Origin of the sequence: Pseudoalteromonas sp. CO348, from assembly GCF_004208845.1 — a bacterium.
Taxonomy (GTDB): Bacteria; Pseudomonadota; Gammaproteobacteria; order Enterobacterales; family Alteromonadaceae; genus Pseudoalteromonas; species Pseudoalteromonas maricaloris.
Genome location: NZ_SGPI01000037.1, coordinates 1 through 20529, shown reverse-complemented (window position 1 = coordinate 20529; position 20529 = coordinate 1). Strand labels below are relative to the sequence as shown.

Below are 20529 nucleotides of genomic sequence, written 5' to 3'. Positions count from 1 at the left end.
CTTTAGTAAAAATTACACTCAACTTGTTTATTCACCAAGTTGAGTGTTTATTTGCAGCACTGCTCTATCCTCACCCAAACACACTTCAATATCTGCGATGTTTGGTAAGCTTTGCATCCCCCATACCGAAAGGCGTTGAAATGGCTGGATGAATTGTCTAACTTGCTCATCACTCATCCCCTTTCCAGTCGATGCTTTGAGCATATGCTCTTGTTGCAGGCGCCACTGATATACTCTGTCGAAGCTCATTCCATTTAAATAAATGAGACTATCTAATTGTGAAAAAATAGCTTGATACTCTTCACATAAAATTTGATTCACTTGTAAGCGAAACGAACCGTCTTTATCAAACTCTTGCTCAAATTGATTAACGGGAGATGCTAACGCATCGCTAGGCTGCGGCGCCACTCCCATACACCATCCCTCGATAATAAGTACCTGTAAACCCGCATCAACTTTTCGCCATTTTGATTTTGGCAACTTCCTATCTATTGATTTATCAAATACAGGTAAAGTTAATGCTTCGCCGCGTTTAAACCTGTCTATAACATCTTGTAATAGTTGCAGATCATGAGTACCAGGCAAGCCTCTTTGTTGAAACAGCGGATGAAACTTTGAAGCAAGCACTGCCCGCTCTTCTGGATCTAAATAAAAATCATCAAGAGACACACACTTACAGGTAATGCCAACTTCCCTAAGTTGTTTACAAAGAGAATAGCTTAGTGTTGATTTACCAGAGCCCTGAACGCCAGAAACCCCGATAACGAGTGTTTTCTTAGAATTAAATATTCCAAACCTTATTAGACTTTTGGCTAATTCCATATTTCTATGCATTATTTTTCAGATTAGTAACCTTATGATTAGTATAGACTTAAGTAAAACAAAAACACCACAACAAAAATAAAGTTACATTAAACTTGAATAATTTACATTAATAAATTATTTTTACCCTTCATTGATACATAAGCAATAGTGCCAATATAGGTACTATTGCATTTTTCACACAAAAACAATAAAGGAAATCACAATGAAACCACTGGGGAAGATACCATTTGCTAAGAGTACTCTCTGCCTTAGCATGCTGGCTGCATCAGCAAGCTTTTACGCAACCGCGGAAGAGCAACCAGAAGACGGTGCTAAAGAACAAATTGAAAAAATTACCGTTACCTCTCGTCGTAAAGAAGAAACCATCATAGAAATCCCAATGCAGGTTTCTACTATCTCAGCTATGGACATTGCTGATCGTAACTTAGTATCAGCAGAAGACTTTTATAGAACACTTGCAGGGGCAGCTTCTCCCAGAGGTCAACTTATTTTGCGTGGGCTGAGTGGAGGTAACACAGCATTTCCAGATACAACCAGTGTTTTTGTCGATGATGTTCCTTTCACTTTTGAAAACTTAAACGACGTAGAGCGAGTTGAGGTTTTACGAGGACCACAAGGTACACTTTATGGTTCCAATGCTATCGGTGGTACGGTGAGGATCATCACTAAGAAGCCTGTACTTGATGAGTTTGAATTTTTCGCATCTACACAGATTGGAAGTGAAAAAGATGTAGATGGTCTACATCGTAATATTTCAATGGGTGTTAACATTCCACTTGTTGATGATACATTAGCACTACGTGTAAGTGGTAATACAGAACATGAACGTTACCAAATGGTTAACATGAACACAGGTGTTCAGGGTAACGCAGATCGAGGCTTTATCCGCAGCCAACTATTATGGCAAGTGGACCCAGAAACTTCAGTTACTCTCGGCTACGCACATACGACATTCAGCGACACGGGTACAACAACAGGTGACCGTTCTACACCAGGTTATTATTGGGACTACAGCTTAACTGCCAATGAGGAAGCGGCTTACGGGTATGATGTCGACTTCTTTAAAGTTTCTTGCCCTGAAACTGCAGAGCGACCTCAATGTAACGCGGGTAACGCGCCAATCGCTAACAAGGGCGTACCACAAAAATACCAAGTGTGGGACTTAATGGACCCATGGTCTGATGCCACTAATGACCTTTTCACTTTAAATATTCAGGATGATAACTTCCTAGATATTGCGTCTTTAACTTACGCAGGCTCTCACCGTACTTATGAAGAAGACAGCATTCAAACTGCATGGAGTCGCTTAGATGCGTCAGATATGTTCCGTACTTGGATCATTGACCATCGTAAATATGAGCGCGTGACTCACCAACTGCGTTTCCAAAATATTGATGTAAACTCGCCTCTATCTTGGACTATCGGCGCTTACTATGACGAAGTTGAGTACGGCTACGATCCAGACTACCAAAACCAATATCATGAAAAAGGTGACAAAGTATCTGCGTTAGCACTTAATTGGTGGGGTGCGGATGCGACACAAATTGGTAAAGATACATTTGGCAACCCGCAAAACAACTGGAACCTTACCAACATTCGTGATTACTCAGAAGAACTCGCTTTCTTCGCGGATGTTGCATACGAATTTGATTTAGGTGATTCCGGTAGCCTTGAAGTGAATGGTGGTGTACGCCGCTTTGAACTTAAAGATGGTTCTCACTACACGCAAGAAGGTATTTGGGCAACCTCTGAAGATAATCTAAGTGGTGAAGAATCAGGTAACCGCTATAAGTTCAGTGTTTCTTACCGTCCAAGTGAAGAAATGTCTGTATATGGTTTATATTCAGAAGGATATCGACCAGGTGGTAACAATGGTCCATTAGCAGCTTCATGTGAGGCCGATCCACTTGCTAAAAACCGTAAAGACCGTTACACGTCTGATGCTATCGAAAACTACGAGTTAGGCTTGAAAGCAAGCGTACTTGACAGAAAGGTTGATTTCTCAGCCGCTATCTATCGCATCGATTGGACTGATATTAAAACTTCAGTATACATGGACACGTGTGGTTTCTCATATACAGCTAACGGCGGTGAAGCTAAGTCTGAAGGTTTTGAGTTTGAGTCAACGGCTCGTTTAACTGACGACTTAACGATGTCATTCAACACGTCGTATACAAGCTCAGAGATCACAGAAGACAATGATTCTATCTCCGCAAGTGCTGGTGATAAGATGACTATGGTACCAGAATGGAATGCATACCTAGCGCTTGATCAAAATATTCAATTGTTCGGTAAAGATGCTTACATCCGAGGCGAATACTCTTTCTATGATGAATATAAAACACACTTTAATGTTCGTGATGAAGACAAAACACCAGCATATAGTGTCTTTAATTTATCAGGACGTATTCAGCTAAGTGATAGTCTAAAACTAAGTGTATTCGTTAATAACCTATTTGATAAAGAAACTGCTACCTATATGCGTGCTCGCTCTAGAAACGCCAATAATTCAGCAGCTCAAGAGTATATTAACTACCTAAATGGCCGCACAATCAGCCTACGTGTTGATTATACGTTCTTTTAAGTGATAAAAAATGTGCCACCGTGTAGGTGGCACATCCATTCTAGAAACACCTACCCCATCAGCTAATTAAAATTCTTAATATACTGAATCACTAAATTTCTGCCCTGTTGTGGCACATGACCGTCAATCAATCTTGGATCAAATACGGTGTATTTTTTATCAAAAAGATTTTCAGCTTTCAGTTGAATTTTAGCGTTATTATCCAAATTGAAAGAAACGGTGCCGCCGATGAGGTAGTAACTTGACTGCTCGAAATCATCAACAATTGACTCAGGGGGAGCAGGTATAAATGTTGTGTCTCGCCAAATTGCATTTAAAGTTACTTCTACCGCCTCTCTTTTATGAGTAAAGGCAAGTGCAGCAAACTTTTTAAAACTGCCATTTAATGGCTCGTCAAATAACTGGGTGTATGCACCTTGTATCCAAGTTGTGCCACTCAGATTAAAATTAGCATTAACTTCAATACCCTGCATGCTCGTCTCAAAGACGTTATCAAATGTAAACTCAGCTTGTTCATCATCTATTGGTACTAGATTAATGAAATCCTCCAGCTCATTATCAAATAACACAACATCAAACTGTTTAGACTCATCTTGATAGTGCCAAACAAGCTCTGTGGTTTTTACATATTCTGAAGTTAACTCCGAATTACCTGATGTAACATCATCGTTTGAATTAAGTTCGTTGCTCACAGGGGTACGAAAAGACTCACCATATTGCAACTTAAAAGTGTTTGCCTCATCGTAACCATAAACGAACGCGAGCCTAGGCGATAATTTATCATCTATGTCTTTCACTTCGTCATATCGTGCACCCGCGAACATACTCAGTTGCTCGCTAAACCGATACTTTGCTTGAACGTATCCAGCATATGAATCAAAGTCTTGTCGCAACGGATAAAAAGGGGCGTAATCAGATATGGTTTGAATACCACCTAAATAAGTGTGGTTATAGATGATGATATCACCGGCACTTTGATCGTAATATGAGGTTCTAACGCCAGCTTTACTTTGTTCTTCTTTTGATAGCTCAACGCCAAAATTCCACTGTAACCGGTCGTTTTGTTTATAACCACCATCTAGGTTATAAGTTAAGTCTCTGGATTGCCAAGCTGGACCAACTAAGAAGTCCCCTCCTTGCGTGATACCAATTTCTGCTGCTGTAACGATGAGTCCTGCACTTTCTATATTATGCTTAATAAAGCTCAGCTTATGCGTTAACTCAAGTTGCTCAGTAGCTTGCCAATGATACTCAAATGTTGCTGCATAGTTCTCACTTTTATGCTCGTTTTCAGGGGAATAACGGGAAAGATTGAAAAACTCATCAAGTTGAGTACGGTTAAACCTTACTTGCCATGTTAACGCTTGATGGCTACCTCCAAATACAACAAAAAGTGATTCTAACGGGTCTTTTACAGCACCTCCAAAATAGCTATCCCCTGAGCGTTTATTAAATGCTAAATTGGCATAGAGCCGTGTTTCATCCGACACTTGCCTCGAAAAATTCAACGCTGCTTGCGCACTGCCGTGTTCACCATAACCAACAGAAAGCTGATTATTACGTTTTTTGGTAATAATATTCATCACGCCAAGAAAGGCGTTACTACCATATAGGGCGGAACCGGGACCTCGGATAAATTCAACTTTATTGATAATCTCAATCGGAATGTAAGGTGTGTAGACTGATGCTTTACCAAATGAGGACTCATTGAGCCTTTGGCCGTCAATCATCACTAACACATGTCCAGTATCCAAGTACACACCGCGGGTATGCTCTTTGGGCACAGCCCCTACCCAATCACCTCGAGTAGATTGAAAGCCAGGTACAAAGTTCATCAAATCATAAACACTGTCGACACCTAGGCTATTTATTTGTTCTGAATTAAAAACAGTAATACTAGAGGGAACCGATGCTCTCGTTTCGTCGGTTTTGGTTGCGATAGACACATTTACATTCAACAGCTCTTCAAATGAAAGCTGATAAAGGTCGGAGTCCGTAGCTTCTGGTTCAGCGACTACCGCAAAAGGAAGTAATAATGGTGTGACTTTAATTAAAGCGCTTAAGTTTTTCATATTATACGAGCTCTATGTTCCCACACTTCACTCGTAGTGTTAGATTACTCTAACCTACGTAGCAGCATATGATTAACTTAATAATACTTGCTCCTAGCCACTACGCAAGTTTTTGATTAGCCTTTTCTTTTAGACTCTAAGCAGATGCCAACTTTCTCGCTTTGAAATATTTAAATAAACCAATTAGAGAGGCTGCAATCCAAAATAGCTCAATCACAAAGCTTGCAAGGTTAAAGTTATAACAAAGACTAATCAGTAGTAGGATCGCACCACTTAAATTCATTAAGTTATACGTTAAACTATCGGGAGATGCCTTTTCCAGCTGTAGCATAAAGAATGCACCAACAACCAAGAAAGTGCCTGTCATACCGATGATATCGAACATTAAATCGATCATGTTTTTTCCATTTAGCAAGACCCAAGAGGCTGGCCCAGTTCCATGGGAAGGGTCATTTTCATTCATTGAAACAGCAAAGCCAAACGGCGAGATAGTAACAAATTGGAAAACTCAAGACAGGACATTTGTCTGATAACAACAAAAAGTGAGCAATGAAAATTGAAGTAATGACTACTTGAAGGTGACCTTGCCACCAATTATTTTCAGTGCTGGCGCACCTCTCACTAATGTATCGCGGGCAAACTCTTGCTCACAATGAGGGCAGTTTATTTGGTTGGCGGTAAAATCTTGGGTGATCCGTTCTTTAAAACATTTAACTAGGCTGCCCTTGCCTCCCTTACGATACTTAAATAGCTGCTGACGGCATCCAGCACAATAAATATCGACAGTTCTAACAGGGCCTTTTTTATTGGGTTTTGCCATACCGAATTAACTCATAATCCTGAGTACAAATGCAATGAGCGTAAACTGTAACACATGATAGCCACCGTTGACTAAAAACAGTTTCATCGGGCGCTGCTCAAATATATAGCTTATTCCTAGTGAACAGGCGACGAAAAAGACTCCCACACCAAGCCCAACTCCAGTAGCCGCTAGCAAAGAGAGCGATAGATCAAGCATTACTGCCATAAACACAGCAGATAACAAAGACAACAAAAATGCGACGCCAAAAGTCATCTTGGGATCGCTCGTTTGTAAATCAAGCTCTGTCAGTCCACACCCCTCCATCCAAGCTTTTTGAAACAGCATAGGCGAATACCAAATACCACCTAACATAAAGGAAGACAAAGCGGCGAGAATAATTGCCCAAAGGTTTAATGCTTCAAATGAGAGTATCATCGACTAACTCAGCATATTTCATTTTATTTAATAATGAGTATAAGTGAAAACCTACTTATAAACAGGTTTCTTTTGTAATTTCCTCTGCAGCGTTCTTCTGTGCATGTTAAGTTGCCGCGCAGTTTCAGAGATATTACCTTCATTTGCCTTTAAAACTTGCTGAATATGTTCCCACTCTAGTCGTTCTGGAGACATGACTTCTTCCACAATTTCTTGGCCTTTCTCTCCCAATAGCGTTTGTACTATCAAGCTGGTACTTGCAGGTTTAGTTAAGTAGTCGTCAGCGCCCAATTTTATCGCCTCAACCGCTGTCGCAATGCTGGCATAACCCGTTAGTAAGACAATGCGAGCATTTGCATTGAGCTGCTTTATTTGTGTTATGAAATTTATCGAGTTGGCCTCACCAAGTTTCATATCCAATAATATGTAGCCGAAAACCTCTTGTTTACAAGCCACCTGCATATCTTCAATGGAAGTAACATGTTCAACACTAAAACCTTGTTTTTCCAAGCGCCGTATTAATGTCTGCGCATAAGGCACATCATCTTCAACAAGCAGTAACTTCATCACTCACCCTTGGTAGTTTAACTGTACATTTTGTGCCATAAGTAAGGTCGCTTTCAATCAGCAGACGTCCACCAAGCCGTTCAATTGTCGCATGACTAAGTAGTACTGCCATGCCAAGTCCTGATTCACTATTCACTACATAGTGTCCTAACTGCGCTAGCCTTTCTTCTGCAATTCCCTCACCTCTATCAAGTATGGTGATCACATGTTCAGTCGACTCTGAGGTAAATATCACGTCGATGTCAGTCTGTTTTGCTTGTTCATTTGCTCGCACGCTGTTACTAATAAGATTTAAAATCGAAGGCATCAACATAGGATCATCGCACAGTGTCCCCTGAACATTAGTGATATCGAATCGAAAATGCTGCTGTGGATATTGTAAATTCGTTAATTCTTTTAACTGCTCAGCAAGATGCTCTACAGTTATCATTTGTTTAGACGCTGACTTTAAATACTCAGTGAATTCTCTAAAGACATTAAGCTGCTCCTTACATTTCCCAAGAGGTTCTGACATTTCTTGAACACATGCCTCTTTTGGATACGACTCCTCCAGCTCTTCGTGTAATAGCGCCAAATGTGCGATTGGCGTGGCGAGTTGATGGGTCGCTTGTGCGGCCGCACTACCTAATGCGATTAATTGCTCTTGCTGTAGCTGCTGCTCCCGTAACAAAGCAATAGCCCGCTCTTTTTTTCGATTTTGCTTTACCAATATGCTCACCACGGTAACAACGACTATGATAGTGAAAGTAAAGTTAACTAACATCCCAAGCAAGTGAGTGCTCATATCCATATGGTGGACATGTTCATGAGACATTTTTATATAAAGATAGAGATAAGCACCAATCGCCCCAGCCGACACCATCAACATATTGATAGTTGGGATCGTTACTGCTGCAATAACCGTTGGCAGTACCAACAAGGACACGAATGCATTGGTTGCTCCGCCGGTCAGATCCAACAAAATAGTAAGAAACAAGATATCCGCCAACAATTGCATTGTCATGCCAATGGGCGCTGCTTCTTTTGTGTTACGGTAGGCGTAAATACTTAATAGCTGAAATACCGACTCCGCAGCCACCACCGCAGCCACAGAAACAAAATCAAATTGTTTACCAAAAACGACAGCCGCTATCGCTAGCATCACAATTTGGATAACGATTGCCACTGACCGCAACAGCAACAGTTGGCCCAATGCAGAGTTGGGCGAAAACGCAATTTTCATGAAAATGTAAGAAGCTAAGCTAAGATAAAAGAATTATACCTAATCTAACAAAAATAGGTGTGATCGAGGTCAGTTATATCGCGCTAATACGAACCTCTGCGACGCTTTTATGGCAATACCGTGAAGGATTTGGTATAAATAAAAAATTGGCCAACTGGTCGGATTAGATTAAGAGACACTATGGTTTATGCAAAAATCACGGGCTGGGGAAAGTGTATTCCACCAGCTAGCATCAGTAATGATGAAATTAGCACTATCGTTGACACCAATGATGAATGGATAAGTACGAGAACAGGTATCAAATCCAGACGCGTTAGCCATGTTAGCACTGCTGAACTTGCAACGGTGGCCAGTCAACACGCTTTGGCATGTGCAGGGCTTGAAGGTAAAGATATCGATCTTGTGCTACTTGCTACCTGCACACCGTCAACTATGGTGGCAAATACAGCTTCTTTAGTACAAAAAAATATTGGCGCTGTTGGTGCTGCAGCATGTGATACCAATGCTGCCTGTTCGGGCTTTTTGTATGCATTACAAAATGCCACCGCACAGATCCAAGCCGGTATGATTAAAAGAGCAGTCGTTGTTGCAGCTGAGCGTATGACTTGGTATGTAAACTGGGCAAAGCGTGACAGCGCAGTATTATTTGGCGACGGTGCAGGTGCTGTCGTGCTTGAAGCAAGTGACGAACCAACCGGGCTATTAGGCACCAAGACTGGCTGTGATAGCACAGATAGAAGTATATTACACATTCCAAACTATGGTACGGATATGGATCGCTGTGCAGGCACCGGACCTTCTGATCTCTCTTTTGAGGGACGTGAAATCTTCAAGCGGGCTGTAAAAGGTATGAGTGAAGCATGTGACGATGTACTCAACCAAGCACAACTCTCATTAGACGATATAGATGTGCTTATCCCGCATCAAGCTAACCTTCGTATCATTCAAGCTATCCAAAATCGCTTGGAAATTGCAGATGATAAAGTCATGGTTAATATCGACAAGTATGGTAATACCTCAGCTGCAACAATTGCAATTGCACTGTGTGAAGCCGTGGAAAATGGCCTTATTAAACCACAGGCTAATATTATGTCTGCGGCATTTGGCGCAGGATTAACCTGGGCTGCTAGCTATTTGAAATGGGGAGAAAGAACGACCCCAATTGCGTTGTCGGATGCACGTTTACCTGATTGCGATAAAACAGGCCTTGAATTGATCGCACCAGCAGTAGCCGCAAGTCAAGCTCAATAACTAACCTATTCTCCCGAGTTAGGGTTAATTGCTCGATCTTGCCCTTGGGTGGGTGGTAATATTGAAATATTATTACCTCTCATCCAAGGAGTTTACTGTGCTCAAAGCGCATACCGAGATCAGTCAATTAGAACCACAAGCAATTTGGAAGTTTTTTGACCAAATTTGTGCCATTCCCCATCCTTCAAAACACGAAGAAGCACTAGCAAGCTTTATTGTTGACTGGGCTCAAAGCAAAAATTTAGACGTACGTCGTGATGAAACTGGTAATGTATTCATCAAAAAGCCTGCGACAAGTGGCATGGAAAATCGTAAGCCTGTTGTATTGCAAGCGCACATTGATATGGTGCCACAAAAAAATGACGATACAGCACACGACTTCGTTACCGATCCAATCAAGCCATATGTTGATAATGGCTGGGTAACTGCAACTGGCACGACGCTAGGTGCAGACAATGGTATCGGTATGGCCTCATGTTTAGCCGTATTAGACGCTGACGATATCAAACATGGCCCACTTGAAGTCTTACTAACCGTTGATGAAGAAGCTGGCATGAGCGGCGCGTTTGGTTTGCAATCTGGCTGGTTAGAAGGTGAAATCCTACTTAACACCGATTCAGAGCAGGAAGGTGAAATCTACATGGGTTGCGCAGGTGGTGTAGATGCATCCTTAACTCTACAACTCGCGCGAGAAGCGTTACCTAAACACCATCAAATCTTTGAGCTGTCTCTAAAAGGCTTACGCGGCGGACACTCTGGTGTCGACATTCACACCGGCCGTGCCAACGCCAATAAATTGCTTGCAAGATTCTTAAAGCATCATATCGCAGACTTTGACCTAAGACTTATCGAAGTCAGAGGTGGCTCCCTACGCAATGCAATTCCGCGCGAAGCATACGCTGTCATTAGTTTTGATGAAGCGAAAATAAGCGAGTTCCAAGCGCTGATTGAAGCTTATGAAACCATCATTAAGCAAGAATTATGTGCCATAGAAACCGGGATCACATTTGCGCTCAGCACTTCAACGAGTAACTCATTGCCAATGAGCGAAGCTTCTAAAAGCAAAGTACTAGCGCTTCTCAATGCTTGCCCTAATGGTGTTATACGCATGAGCGACGATATTCCAGGTGTTGTTGAAACCTCACTTAATATGGGCGTAATTTCTACTACAGATAACAGTCTAGAAGTCCTATGTTTGATCCGTTCATTAATTGATTCTGGTCGCAGTGATGTCGAGGGTATGTTGCGTTCACTGGCTGAGCTGACACAAGCTGATATTGAATTTAGTGGTGCTTACCCAGGCTGGAAACCTGATCCAAGCTCAGAAGTATTAGCTATTTTCCGTGATATGTATGAATCAATCTACGGTGAAAAGCCACATATAATGGTTATTCATGCTGGTCTTGAATGTGGTTTGTTCAAAGAGCCTTACCCGAACATGGATATGATTTCTTTTGGTCCAACCATCAAATTTCCACACTCTCCTGAGGAAAAGGTAGAAATTTCAAGCGTTGGTCTATATTGGCAGCAAATGAAAGGGATTTTAGAAAACATTCCTGAAAAACAGTAAAATTAATCCAAAACTAATACCAATTTGACTTAATACTTGCTCAATTTGAGGGAGTAAATCTGACGCTAGCTGTGTTAAAAATTTATCATTTAGAACAACTAAATAGCAAAATTTTTGCCGGGCTATCGACAAGATTTTCTTGCCTCAAAATAAACCACTTAACTAGGGCCTGTTGACCTTTGCTGTTTGATTTTTGTTCTTCTGAGTGTGTTTTGGTCGCGACGCTCGACTTGCCGCCTAGTAATCTAGGCAAAAGTTGAGCAACAATGAACAAAGCGCACTCAGATGAACCCAAAGGGCAGCGCTTGATTAGCATTTCTACTGTGTTATCGCCAGACTTACATAGAATGACTATGCTACGCTGGCTCTGCCTTGTATAAATACCAATCAAACTGCTGCAAAAACAAACTTGAAAGATCAACAGGCCCTAAGTAAATTGGTATGATTACCCTGAAATCATGTTGTTTTAATTAAACAAAAAGCCCAGCTGACATAGCTGGGCTTTTTGTAGATTTCAAATCTCTACTATTAGCTAAACTTTTTCTCAAGATAACTAAACATAGTTCTAAGACCCAATGCTTCACCACCAACAGGTCTACCCGGCAACGCTCTTACGTTCCATGCCATCACATCAAAATGTAGCCAAGGTGTCGTGGCTGGCTCAACAAATTCTTTTAGATACAGTGCAGCTGTAATTGAACCACCAAACGGTGTCGAACCACAGTTAGCAATGTCTGCAATATCACTCTTGAACAGCGCCTTATATTGATCAAACAAAGGCAGTTGCCAGATAGGATCCGCATTACCCAGACCAATTTCCATTAGCTCAGAAGCAATCGCTTGATCTGTAGAATAAAAACCAGGCAGTTCAGTGCCAAGAGCGATGCGACACGCACCAGTCAAGGTGGCAAAATCTATCAATAGCGCTGGCGCTTCTGTTTGCGCTTCAGCCAATGCGTCACATAAAACCAAGCGTCCTTCGGCATCGGTATTATCAATTTCAACCGTAATACCTTTACGTGTTTTGATCACATCACCTGGCCTAAAGGCGTTGCGAGACACTGCATTTTCTACCGCAGGGATAAGTACGCGTAATCTAACAGGCAGTTTTGCCGCCATAATCATATTGGCCAACGCGATAACATGAGCCGCTCCGCCCATGTCTTTTTTCATATTACGCATTCCAGACGCTGGTTTTAAGTCCAGACCACCGGAGTCAAAACATACGCCTTTACCAACTAAAGTAAGTTTTGCATGGTCTTCATCACCCCAACGTAAATCAAGCAAACGCGGAGCATTATCACTCGCACGGCCCACCATGTGGATCGTTGGGTAGTTTTGCTCTAACAACTCATCACCAATGATTTGTTCAAATGATGCACCATATTGCTCGGCGAGTTCTTCCATTACTTCAGCCATGTGCTGAGGCATCATGTCGGCCGCTGGTGTGTTTACAAGATCTCTTGCAAGATAAATAGACTCGACAGCCGCTTTTACTTTGGCATGTATATTGGCATCTTCGATAGCAAGCTTTGCGACAATCGCAGGCAATTCTTTATAAGCAGAAAATTGATACGCCCCCAGTAAAAACGCAATAGCATGACTCTCAACTTGCTCAGAAGCGATATCAATAAAGTAAGTGCCTTTTGGTAACTGCTTTGCAAGATCGCCCAATAGCCAAAAATCATTGTCTTCAGCAATAACAATAACTCGCTCCACTTCTCCAGAATCAGCATTCGGAATAAGAATGGTTTTTTGCAACTGAAGTTGTGCGGTTTTTACGAAAAGCTGTGTCGTACTTGACTGCTGCGCTTGCCATGACGCTAATTCTGCAGCGGAGAAGATAGAAATGGGTGTACCCATAGCAGAGTGAACGAGTAGGTTGTTCATGTAGGCCTCAAATTTATTATGTTCGTACTTAGATTACCAAGGCTAAAAAGAAAATTCACTGTTCCTTGGTTTTTGTTGGCTTTTTTTTCAAATTGAATGAACTAGGCAAAACATCCACGCCCACTAATTGACCAACCTTTACGATTATCGGAATGGTAATGGGGGCAAAAGGTAAAACAGCAAACACACCCAGTCCTAACCCTTTGAGAATATCTACAAGTTGGGCGTTTGCTGTTTTTAGTTCAGCCTTATGCGCTCGCCCCAAAGTATATCGCTTGTATATCTCAAGCATTTCTTTCGTTTCTTGTTTCTCTTGTTCTAGTGCGCATTTGAGCGCAATCATTGCTCTGCGCAATCTTATTTGCTGTCTGCGTTTACTGATCCGAGCAACGCGCATCGGTGCTTTATGGACAACTTTGATCAGTTTCATTAATAAACTCAAAGATAGTGTTGTCCAGAGTCTATCAAAATTTTTAGCACTTTAGCTATTAGCCATTGGTACAAATTACCTATTCTAGCGAGTAAAGTTATACGTAAAGTGTGCAAAACAACGAACTAGAACAAAATCAACCTCAATTACCACACAAAACTGTACAATAATCACTCACACAAAGACTAGCGTTCAGCACTGTTCAATTAATCTACAAAAACTGAATAATGAAATTTCAGTAAACTCGTCAAATTTTGTAACAACAAATTTTAAGCTGCTGGGTGTTTATCTAGAAAAGCAGCTAAAGTACTCAAAAGTTCATTTTCAACAATAACTTACCATGCGGATTTTGTAATTCTTCTTAGCCTAAACAAAAAGTTATTAAGAAAGTTGCAGTTTCAGAAATCACTGCTAATTTTAAAAAAGCGCTTGCCAACACATAGCAAATTAAATTATATGTGTATTAAAGGTAAAAATATTATAAATGACCTTTTTTATTGGTATGACAACAACAATCAACTGGGGAAACAGGATGAAACTAAAAAGTAACACGCTGCGCCGTGCAATTCGCTTCGCGCTCGCTTCAGCAGCAACTACTTCACTTCTTACCACTACCGTAATGGCTGAAGAAGCCAGTCAAACAAAAGCTAAAGCAGATGAGAAAGTCGAAAAAATCGCCGTTGTAGGTTCTCGGGCGGCGCCTCGCTCTGTGGGCGAGTCACCGGTACCTATCGACATCATCGGTGCAGAAGATATGTCAAAGGCGGCAGGTTCTGACATGCTCGAGTTACTGAAAGGATCAGTACCGTCTTTGAACGTACACGCAAACCCTATCAGCGATGCAGCGACTTTAGTAAGGCCAGCTAACTTACGCGGATTACCTGCTGACAGTACGCTGATTTTGTTAAATGGTAAGCGTCGCCATCGTTCATCGGTTATTGCCTTTTTAGGTGGTGGTATTAACGATGGTGCTCAAGGTCCTGATATTTCAGTGATCCCTAGTATCGCACTGAAACAAGTTGAAGTACTTCGTGATGGTGCAGCAGCACAGTACGGTTCAGATGCAATCGCTGGTGTAATGAACTTTGTGCTCAAAGACGCAAGCGAAGGGGGATCTTTCTCTATTCGTCAAGGTGAATATTACGAAGGTGACGGTGATACGACGGTGATCGAAGGTAACGTAGGTCTGCCATTTACGGACGATGGATTTGCTAACCTAAGCTTTCAGTACAAAGAAGCGGATGCGACCAGCCGCAGTGTTCAACGTCCTGACGCAGCAGCATTTGCAGGGGCTGGCTTAGAAGGTGTTGCAGATCCAGCACAAATTTGGGGTGCACCCGAAATCAAAGACGATATCAGTATTTTTGGTAATGTTGGTGTAGACGTTACAGATAATGCCCACTTTTACATGTTTGGTAACTACTCAGAACGAGATGTAAAAGGTGGGTTTTATTATCGTAACCCAACCACTCGCCCAGGTGTTTATGGCGGTACAATCAGGCTCGTTAATGGCGTGCCGATGAGAAGAAGTCCAACAGACGAGGCACAGCAAAAATTGTGGGATGCAGCAACTCCAACGGTGTTGGTAGGTGCGTTGGATGGTGGCCGCGATGCACAATTAGACTGTCCTGTAGTTGAACTTCAAGCGAATGGATTGCCAGATGAAGCAGCATTGGGTCAGTTAGATGCAGCCAACTGCTTTGCCTTCAACCAAATACTCCCAGCAGGGTTTACACCAAACTTCGGTGGTAATATAACGGATACGTCGTTAACCATGGGTGTGAGAGGTGAATTTAAAGATGGCTTATTAGAGGGAGCCTATTGGGATTTGAGTGGCTCTGTTGGTCGCAACGAATCTAGATATTTTATTACTAATACCGTGAATGCATCGTTAGGCCCAGATACTCCAATGGACTTCAGTCCAGGTAAATATATTCAGCTAGAAAAGAACTTTAACTTTGATGTATCAAAGGGCTATGATTTTGATTTAGCGTATGATGTAAATGTTGCTGCAGGTCTTGAGTGGCATGAAGAAACATTCGAAGTTCTTGCTGGTGACGAGGCATCATTCATTGCAGGCCCACTTACAGAACAGGACTTCGGTATTGGTTCAAACGGTTTCCCTGGATTTAAACCCTCTGCAGCAGGAGAATACACTCGACGTAACTATGCTGCCTATGTTGATATTGAAACGCCGTTTACTGAAGACTTTATGATGGGCTGGGCCCTTCGTTTCGAAGATTACGATACTTTTGGCTCGACTACAAACTTTAAGATCACCGGTCAATATCATGTAACTGAAGACTTCTCGGTACGTGGTTCAATCAGTACCGGTTTCCGCGCGCCAACGGTAGGTCAAGCTAACGTATCTAACGTACAAACAAACCTAAGTAGTGGTGTATTGGTAGACTCTGCGCTACTCCCACCAACAAACCCAATTTCATTACAACTAGGTGGCTCTGAGCTTCAGCCAGAGGAATCCGAAAGTTACACATTAGGCGCAGTTTATCGCTCTGGTGATTTGTTCATCACCCTTGATTACTACAATATTGAGGTAACAGATCGCTTAAGTCAGTCAGAAAAGATAGAGTTGGACCAAGATGACAAAGAAGCCCTTAAAGCGGCGGGTGTTCCTAACGTTGATAACTTGGCGCAGGTGAGCTTCTTCACTAACGACTTCGATACCACGACTCAAGGTATCGACTTAGTTGGTAACTACTCTATGGATATGCTTGGAGGTTATGCGACATTCAGTGCAGCATACAACTGGAATGAAACAGAAGTTGATCGTTTCTCTCTTATTACAGGTGATTTCAAGGTATCTCGTTTAGAAAATGACTTACCGAAGCACAGAGGAACGTTAACTTGGGCTCAGCAGTGGGATAACTTCTCAGGTTTTGTTCGTATGAACTACTTTGGTGAATACCAAGGCGTTCACGTAGATTATGATGCAACGGCAAAAACAGCGGACGCGACAATCACATTTGATGCAGAGCTTACCTACTTTGCAACAGATTCAATCAGTCTATCTGTTGGTGCAAATAATATCTTTGACCAAGATGCTGAAGAACTAGACTTCTTTGACGCTACAGGCATCCCAAATAACAACTGGGGTGGCAAATACTATGAAACTTCACCATATGGTATTAATGGTGGTTTCTACTATGTGAAAGCAACCTATACGTTCTAACTTTTACTGTAACCCAGAAACAAAGGCGAACTAGCATTAGCTATTTCGCCTTTTTATTTTTATCCTATATAGCAAAGTAGTTAACTCTGAATAAAAAAATGCTGTTATTAAAGCGAGCCAACGAATTATTGGCCGAAAATAAGCTTAGAGAAGCTGAGTTTATGTACAAGTCTGTACTTAAACAGTCACCTAACAACGGTCCTGCTCTATTTGGTTTAGGCCGCATTTGCATGCGTTTAGAGCAGTATGATAACGCAATCTACTATTTAAAAAGAGCCTGCGAACATTTACCAAAAATGCTCGAGCCGCTTTTCGCATTGGCCGATGCGTTTTTAGCCGTTGGTTCACCGGTTGACGCAAAAACCGTACTTGAATACACCTTAAGCGTGGCAAAACATAATGCCCAAGCCCATTACCAACTTGGTCAATTTTATCTGGACTATGGCTTTATTGAACAAGCTAAAAATGTCTTTAAAGCGGGGTTAGATTGTCCTCATAGTACAGTAACTGCCTTTATGCTGTACGAACTGGTACAGCTGTCCTCAGCCAAAGAATTACCTGCATACTTAACGATTTTAGAAAAGTTGGAAAATGAGTTTGAAGCACCGAGACTAAAAACCGTGGTCCACTATGCTCTTGCTAAGTGTCATGAACAATTAGGTAACTTTAATGCAGCTCAAGATAACTATGCTTTAGCGAATGATACACAGCTGCTGATGAGCGAGTTTCGTACTGTAGACATGCTGCCATTTTTTGAATCAATCAAACAGCATTGCGACAAAACGTTTTTTGATAAACCTAGTGATAGGGTTAAGACAACATTTACGCCTGTTTTTATTGTTGGTTTGCCAAGAACTGGTTCGACTCTCCTAGAACAAATGCTAGTGCAACATTCACATGTTGGTACACTAGGCGAGAATACCGTGATCAGCGATAAAATTGTCCCTTACCTCAGTAAGCGCAATAATGCAGAGTTCCCTGCTTGTTTAGACCAACTAAGTAACTCTATGTTAGATCATTGCCGCATACTCTATGTCGACGAGATCAAGCGGCATCGAGTGCCGGAAGAAGTGGTGATCAATAAACTTCCAGCTAATTTTCAAAATCTGGGCTTAATCCACAAGCTCTTTCCTGAGGCACGAATTATTCATTTAACTCGTAACCTCAATGCTACAGCCTGGTCGGTCTATAGTAATCATTTCGCCGAAAGCGAGCCCTACTTTTGCTCTTTAAGTGAATTTGCCTTGTATGCGCAAGCGCAAAGCGACTTGATGTCACATTTTAACCAATTTATGAAAAGAGATATTTTTACGCTCAGTTACGAACAACTTATCGCAGAGCCTGAAAAGTCCCTCAAACAATGCTTGAGCTTTTTATATCAGAAATACGAACCAGAATGCTTGGAGTTTCACAAATCTAAAAAGCCGGTGCATACCTTAAGTAAGGCGCAGGTCAGAAAACCAATCAGCACGCAGCCACTTGAAAAGTGGCAGCGCTATGAAGCGTTTATTGAGAAGATGATTGCTCAACCGCAAAGCGATCAAACCACGCCAGCAAATCTTTAAACTGATCATCACGTGCATGTTTATGGGTTAACATGTCTATGTGCCCATAATTGTGCCGATGGCCGTGCTTTTTTCCATAAATTCTGAGTTCTTGTATCCCCTTTCCCGATTCACGAATAAATGCTTGAATATCGACAGGTTGTGCTAGTGCTTTATCTTTAATACCCGCAATGTGCAAGATTGGAGGTAACGTCATGTCTTTTAATACTGCGGCATAATTAAAACCGTCATCGGAGTCAACCCATGGGTGCTTCTGTGCCCAGTCAGCGCTTTGAGCATGTGATTTTAAAGACTCATCATCACTCCCCCAACCAAGTCTTTTTGCAGGTAAGTATCCATGCTTTTTCGAATAATAGTGCGCAACGTTAAACCATATTAGGTTTGCTTTAAGTAATTTGCTCGGGTGATTGTTATGTAAACTACGCTTAGAACCAAAATAGACACATGCATTAACATGCTGGATTTCTTCAGGAAAGCGTGCAAAAACACTATTCATCAATACACCTCCCCAAGAATGCGCAATCCAATATTGTGCTCTAGATCCGGTATATCGTTCGATAGAATTCAGCATTTCAGGGATTTCGTGCAAGATTGATTCAGTTTGACCATAATCCGCTTCAGCGTCGATTTTAGGTATACTCTCTCCTCGCCCACGAAGATCGCCAACAAAACAGCGATAGCCGTGCTCAGCTAAAAAAGGCGCTAGCCCTTTATTGCTTTCAGTATAAAAAATTTTGCCATTTTCAACCGCACCATGCATAAAAAACACAACGGGGCCGCTACTATCCGGTTTCGCTATATATCTGAGGTGGAGTTTATGTCCATCTGCTATATCTACTAATAGTGATTTTTGCGCTATCATTTCTTTGTTTTTATTCTTTGAACACTAGCCTCATCGTACCAGTTGACTGATTGATAAGTAAACTTTTAAACTGGGCAAATAAAGGGTTGATATGCTTTTAAGATAAAGCCAGTATTCAAGACTTAAGCGTTCGATTAAAAGTGTTATAATCCTTTTTATTTATTCGAAGAATCCTGTGCACCCAAGAAACAAGCATAATTCAGGCTATGATCTAGACAAGCTTATAGCGATTGAACCCGCTTTAAAGAATTTTACTTACAACCGAGCTGATGGCATAAAAAGCATCGACTTCACCAATCCAGATGCCGTAAAACTGTTGAATAAAGCACTGCTTAAGTCAGACTACGATATACAAGTTTGGGATATCCCCGCACAATTTTTATGCCCCCCGGTTCCAGGCAGAGCAGATTATATCCATGCGCTGAAAGATCTGTTAGATGAAAGTAACTTGCCCGATAAGGTGCAAGGCGTAGATATTGGTACTGGTGCCAATTTGATCTATCCCATCTTAGGATCAAGAGAGTATAACTGGCGCTTTGTGGCCTCTGATATCAATCCTCTTGCTGTGAAGTGTGCCAAAACCATTGCAGAACTAAATAAGTTGCCGGTAAAAGTGATGCAACAAAAGCAGCCTAATCACTTTTTTAAAACGATAATAAAAGCAAACCAGTTTTATCATTTTTCAATGTGTAACCCGCCCTTCCATGCCAGTGAAACAGATGCAAACAAGGGTACGCAAAGAAAGTGGACAAACCTAAACAGAGCACCACAAGCCTCGCTAAACTTTGGTGGCCAAGCTCAAGAGTTATGGTGTGAAGGTGGAGAAAAGCGCTTTATACTGGATATGATCTCTGAGAGTGTCACTTTCAAAGAGCAAGTTTACTGGTTTACTTCCCTTATATCGAATAAAGACAACGTCAAACCACTAAAACAACAACTTAAACAGGTCGCTGCCGAGCAAGTGAAAGTGATCGAGATGGAACAAGGTAATAAGTCAAGCCGTTTTATCGCCTGGAGTTTTTTCAAACCCTAGCAATGTGTATATGGTAGGAGCGAGTTTACCTCGCGAGGTTTTCTATATCCCAAACAGCAAAAAACCATCACATTGCTGAAACTGGTTTTGATGTACATGTACGTTCTTCACTGTCATCAAAAGGAAATCAAGCCATCGGCGGGTAAAGCACCTTATATGGACTCCTCCAATTGTACAAGCCACTTTTAGCATTATTAGTGTGATTGCGTGCTTATATCCGGGCTCTTGATG

At 41.6% G+C, this 20529-nt stretch carries 17 protein-coding genes; 6 read left to right on the top strand and 11 right to left on the bottom strand.

Annotated features, from left to right (window positions below):
* Nucleotides 1-27: 27 nt before the first annotated feature.
* The gene (locus EXT48_RS18765) at nucleotides 28-822 is read right to left on the bottom strand and encodes a kinase (RefSeq protein ID WP_130165360.1); all 795 of its coding nucleotides are present in this window, start codon (nucleotides 820-822) and stop codon (nucleotides 28-30) included.
* A gap of 205 nt (nucleotides 823-1027) precedes the next feature.
* On the opposite strand from EXT48_RS18765, the gene EXT48_RS18760 reads away from it, so the two are divergent.
* A complete protein-coding gene (locus EXT48_RS18760; RefSeq protein ID WP_010379253.1) occupies nucleotides 1028-3409 on the top strand; it encodes a TonB-dependent receptor in 2382 nt (793 codons plus the stop codon).
* Between the two features lie 62 nt (nucleotides 3410-3471).
* Here EXT48_RS18760 and EXT48_RS18755 read toward each other — a convergent pair whose 3' ends face one another.
* The 6 genes from EXT48_RS18755 to EXT48_RS18730 all read right to left on the bottom strand — a co-directional run bounded on the left by EXT48_RS18755 (nucleotide 3472) and on the right by EXT48_RS18730 (nucleotide 8450).
* Nucleotides 3472-5481, bottom strand: coding sequence for a TonB-dependent siderophore receptor (locus EXT48_RS18755; RefSeq protein WP_130165359.1), 2010 nt, complete (start codon nucleotides 5479-5481; stop codon nucleotides 3472-3474).
* A 136-nt stretch (nucleotides 5482-5617) separates the two neighbouring features.
* Complete coding sequence (locus tag EXT48_RS18750) at nucleotides 5618-5878, bottom strand: hypothetical protein (protein ID WP_010379248.1); 261 nt, start codon at nucleotides 5876-5878, stop codon at nucleotides 5618-5620.
* A 171-nt stretch (nucleotides 5879-6049) separates the two neighbouring features.
* Complete coding sequence (locus tag EXT48_RS18745) at nucleotides 6050-6301, bottom strand: hypothetical protein (protein ID WP_130165358.1); 252 nt, start codon at nucleotides 6299-6301, stop codon at nucleotides 6050-6052.
* A 6-nt stretch (nucleotides 6302-6307) separates the two neighbouring features.
* The gene (locus EXT48_RS18740) at nucleotides 6308-6718 is read right to left on the bottom strand and encodes a DUF1761 domain-containing protein (protein ID WP_045987898.1); all 411 of its coding nucleotides are present in this window, start codon (nucleotides 6716-6718) and stop codon (nucleotides 6308-6310) included.
* A gap of 51 nt (nucleotides 6719-6769) precedes the next feature.
* The gene (locus EXT48_RS18735; RefSeq protein WP_130165357.1) at nucleotides 6770-7285 is read right to left on the bottom strand and encodes a response regulator transcription factor; all 516 of its coding nucleotides are present in this window, start codon (nucleotides 7283-7285) and stop codon (nucleotides 6770-6772) included.
* Nucleotides 7266-8450 carry an ATP-binding protein gene (locus EXT48_RS18730; RefSeq protein ID WP_239358935.1) on the bottom strand — a complete coding sequence of 395 codons (1185 nt, stop codon included), beginning with the start codon at nucleotides 8448-8450 and terminating at the stop codon, nucleotides 7266-7268. The genes EXT48_RS18735 and EXT48_RS18730 overlap by 20 nt, the downstream gene beginning before the upstream one ends.
* Nucleotides 8451-8687: 237 nt before the next feature.
* Between EXT48_RS18730 and EXT48_RS18725 the strand changes: the two genes are divergently transcribed.
* Entirely contained in the window at nucleotides 8688-9758 is a 1071-nt protein-coding gene (locus tag EXT48_RS18725) for a ketoacyl-ACP synthase III (protein WP_130165355.1), read from the top strand.
* A 97-nt stretch (nucleotides 9759-9855) separates the two neighbouring features.
* Nucleotides 9856-11328, top strand: a complete 1473-nt coding sequence (locus tag EXT48_RS18720; protein ID WP_130165354.1) for an aminoacyl-histidine dipeptidase — start codon at nucleotides 9856-9858, stop codon at nucleotides 11326-11328.
* A gap of 85 nt (nucleotides 11329-11413) precedes the next feature.
* On the opposite strand, the gene EXT48_RS24045 is transcribed toward EXT48_RS18720, so the two are convergent.
* The 3 genes from EXT48_RS24045 to EXT48_RS18700 form a co-directional block, all read right to left on the bottom strand.
* Complete coding sequence (locus EXT48_RS24045) at nucleotides 11414-11644, bottom strand: hypothetical protein (RefSeq protein WP_343224331.1); 231 nt, start codon at nucleotides 11642-11644, stop codon at nucleotides 11414-11416.
* 212 nt (nucleotides 11645-11856) lie between these two features.
* Nucleotides 11857-13218 carry a M17 family metallopeptidase gene (locus EXT48_RS18705; RefSeq protein WP_130165352.1) on the bottom strand — a complete coding sequence of 454 codons (1362 nt, stop codon included), beginning with the start codon at nucleotides 13216-13218 and terminating at the stop codon, nucleotides 11857-11859.
* A gap of 55 nt (nucleotides 13219-13273) precedes the next feature.
* The gene (locus EXT48_RS18700) at nucleotides 13274-13648 is read right to left on the bottom strand and encodes a hypothetical protein (protein WP_010379229.1); all 375 of its coding nucleotides are present in this window, start codon (nucleotides 13646-13648) and stop codon (nucleotides 13274-13276) included.
* Nucleotides 13649-14180: 532 nt separating this feature from the next.
* Between EXT48_RS18700 and EXT48_RS18690 the strand changes: the two genes are divergently transcribed.
* The gene (locus EXT48_RS18690) at nucleotides 14181-16838 is read left to right on the top strand and encodes a TonB-dependent siderophore receptor (protein ID WP_130165351.1); all 2658 of its coding nucleotides are present in this window, start codon (nucleotides 14181-14183) and stop codon (nucleotides 16836-16838) included.
* Between the two features lie 98 nt (nucleotides 16839-16936).
* Nucleotides 16937-18403, top strand: coding sequence for a sulfotransferase (locus EXT48_RS18685; protein ID WP_130165350.1), 1467 nt, complete (start codon nucleotides 16937-16939; stop codon nucleotides 18401-18403).
* Here the strand turns inward: EXT48_RS18685 and EXT48_RS18680 are convergent.
* Nucleotides 18345-19265, bottom strand: coding sequence for an alpha/beta fold hydrolase (locus tag EXT48_RS18680; protein WP_130165349.1), 921 nt, complete (start codon nucleotides 19263-19265; stop codon nucleotides 18345-18347). The genes EXT48_RS18685 and EXT48_RS18680 overlap by 59 nt on opposite strands.
* Nucleotides 19266-19440: 175 nt before the next feature.
* On the opposite strand from EXT48_RS18680, the gene rlmF reads away from it, so the two are divergent.
* Nucleotides 19441-20298, top strand: a complete 858-nt coding sequence (gene rlmF / locus EXT48_RS18675; RefSeq protein ID WP_130165348.1) for a 23S rRNA (adenine(1618)-N(6))-methyltransferase RlmF — start codon at nucleotides 19441-19443, stop codon at nucleotides 20296-20298.
* Nucleotides 20299-20529: the final 231 nt, after the last annotated feature.